Raw genomic sequence first — 2,771 nt, 5'->3', positions numbered from 1 at the left:
GGCGGGGGCGTGCCCGTGGGGCAGTCCACGCACCGGCGGGTGCGGACGCCGTGGGTCAGGCCACTCGTGGCCGGGGGCGGCCGCCCTGGCGGGCGGAGGTGAGGAGGCCGCGGACCGTGGTCAGCCAGCCGGCGGCCAGGACGACGGCGGCCACTGTCATGCCCAGGGTGCCGTTCAGCGGCAGGGCGATGCCGATCGCGCCGCCCAGCACCCAGGACATCTGCAGCAGCGTCTCCGAGCGCGCGAACGCCGAGGTGCGCACCAGCTCCGGTACGTCCCGCTGGATCAGCGCGTCCAGCGACAGCTTGGCCAGCGCCTGCGCGAACCCGGCGACCGCCGCCAGGCACGCCACCAGGAACGCGCTGAAGAACAGCGCCGCCGTCACCGCGACCGCCAGCTCCACCGCGACGACGGTCACGATGATCAGCTCCGGCGCCCGCGCCTTCAGCCACGCCCCGACCGCCGTGCCGAGCGCGTTGCCCACCCCGGCCGCGACCGCCACCATGCCCAGCGACACCGCCGCGCTCTGCCCGGTCAGCGGATGCTCACGCAGCAAGAACGCCAGGAAGAAGATCAGGAACCCGGCCAGGCAGCGGATCGCCGCGTTCACGCCCAGGGCGTGGGTGACCGCGATACCGACCGTGCGCAGGCCCGGACGCTTGACCGGCTTGCGATGCGGGCCGTGCAGATGCGCCTCGTCCGCCGCGAGCAGCGCCGTGTCCTCGCCCTTGGCCGAGTCGACCTTGTGCGGCAGGGAGAACGACAGAAACGTACCGGCGACGAAGATCACGAAGGCGCCGTACAGCGGCCAGCGCGGGCCGAGCGCCTGGAGCCCCGCACCGATCGGCGCGGCCACGCCGGTGGCGAGCAGGCCGCCGAGGGTGACCCGGGAGTTGGCCTTCACCAGGGAGAAACGGGGCGGCAGCAGCCGGGGCACCACGGCACTGCGTACGACCCCGTAGGCCTTGGACGCGACCAGCACGCCGAGCGCCGCCGGATACATCTCGATGCTGCCGTTGATCACCGCGCCGGACAGCACCAGCGCGAGCAGCGCCCGCGCCAGCATCGCGCCCGCCATCGCCGCGCGGCGGCCGTGCGGGAGACGGTCGAGGAGGGGGCCGATCACGGGCGCGAGCAGAGTGAACGGCGCCATGGTGATCGCGAGGTAGAGGGCGACACGGCCGCGGGCCTCGTCGGTGGGGACGGCGAAGAAGACGGTGGAGGCGAGGGCGATGGTGATCATCACGTCACCGGCGCCGTTCACGCCGTGCAGTTCGATCAGCTTGCCGAGGCCGGACTCGCCGGCGCCGTGCGCGTGCGTGGCCTTGCGGATGCCGCGGGCGGTGCCGGTCACCGGGAAGTGCAGGGCACGGCCGACCGAGCGGAACAGGCCGCCCGTCCGGCCCGGTCCGCCGCGTCGGTTGTTCCCCTTGACCCCACCCGTCCCGGAGGTGCCTTGGGGCGACCTTGCGGTTGCCACGACGTTCATAGTGCCCTGAGATGGGCGTCGGTAGTGCGGTTCCGGCGCGTATGGACGCGCACTTCGTGGCGATCATGAGCCGTCGGTGTAGGCCCGACGGCCGTGAAGGGGTAGCGTGCGTAGCGCGCCGTGGCGAACGTTCTCGGCCGCGCGCCTCTCGGCCATCCCGCAGAATGGATGACACAGGTGCGCCCGAGCGCGACAGGGCGCGGACGTCGACGCGGTCCCCAGGTCCGCTCCGTCCGCCCCGTCGCCTTCCGGCAGGCGCACTGAGAGACGGCGTAGGAGAGAAGCGATACCTGTGAGCGCAGCGACAACGCGAAGCCGCACCCCCGACCGCCTGTGCGCCGAGGCCGTCGACCTAGCCCGCGCCGCGGCCGAGGAGGCCGCCGCGCCCGGCGTCGTCGGGGAGCACGCCGGTCTGGCCTCCGAGGGGGACCGCGTTGTCACGCACTTCTTCGAGTGCAAGGAGCTCGGGTACCGCGGCTGGCGCTGGGCCGTGACCGTGGCGCGGGCGTCGCGTGCGAAGGTCGTGACGCTGGACGAGGTGGTCCTGCTGCCCGGCCCGGACGCGCTGCTGGCGCCGGAGTGGGTGCCGTGGAGCGAGCGTCTGCGCCCCGGCGACATGGGGCCCGGTGACCTCCTCCCCACGGACGCGGAGGATCTGCGGCTGGAGCCGGGCTGGTCCGGCGAGGAGGAGCCGCCGCCGAACTCCGCGGTCTCGCACGACATGGCGGAACTGGTCGAGGCCGAGGACGCCGAGGTCACCGCCGGACCGCCGGCCGCGCTGCCGACCGCGCCCACGCGCGGCTCGATCGCGGCGGTCGCGGAGGAACTGGGCATGCGGCGGGCCCGGGTGCTCTCCCGGTACGGGCTGCATGTGGCCGCCGACCGCTGGGAGGAGGCGTTCGGCCCGAAGACGCCGATGGCCCAGGCGGCGCCCGCGGCATGCGTGACGTGCGGCTTCCTGGTGCCGATCGGGGGATCGCTGGGCCAGGCCTTCGGCGTCTGCGCGAACGAGTTCTCACCGGCCGACGGCCGGGTGGTGTCGCTCGCGTACGGATGCGGGGGCCACTCCGAGGCAGCGATCATGCCCAAGCCCCCGCAGCCGGCTCCGCCGGTGATCGACGAGACACGGGTGGACCCGTTTCCGCTGCGGCCGGGGCGGGATTCGGGGTCGGTACCGGATGTCTCCGACGAGGACACGGCGGAGCTGGGTCACTCGTAGGGCTTGTTGGCCTTCCCGGCCTGCGATTCCTTCAGGCGGTCGGCTTGGGCCGATGTCAGGGCT

2 protein-coding genes are annotated in these 2,771 nt (G+C 73.7%); one reads left to right on the top strand and one right to left on the bottom strand.

Annotated features, from left to right (window positions below):
• Window positions 1-55 precede the first annotated feature (55 nt).
• Window positions 56-1,480 (bottom strand): MFS transporter, encoded by a 1,425-nt coding sequence (locus SSP24_RS42170; RefSeq protein ID WP_141316526.1) that lies wholly within the window; start codon window positions 1,478-1,480, stop codon window positions 56-58.
• A gap of 301 nt (window positions 1,481-1,781) precedes the next feature.
• Here SSP24_RS42170 and SSP24_RS42165 point away from each other — a divergent pair, with 301 nt between their 5' ends.
• Complete coding sequence (locus tag SSP24_RS42165; RefSeq protein WP_141316524.1) at window positions 1,782-2,708, top strand: DUF3027 domain-containing protein; 927 nt, start codon at window positions 1,782-1,784, stop codon at window positions 2,706-2,708.
• Window positions 2,709-2,771: the final 63 nt, after the last annotated feature.

It is taken from the genome of Streptomyces spinoverrucosus, assembly GCF_006539505.1.
In the GTDB taxonomy this organism is placed as follows: domain Bacteria; phylum Actinomycetota; class Actinomycetes; order Streptomycetales; family Streptomycetaceae; genus Streptomyces; species Streptomyces spinoverrucosus.
This window is presented reverse-complemented; position numbering and strand designations above follow the sequence as displayed.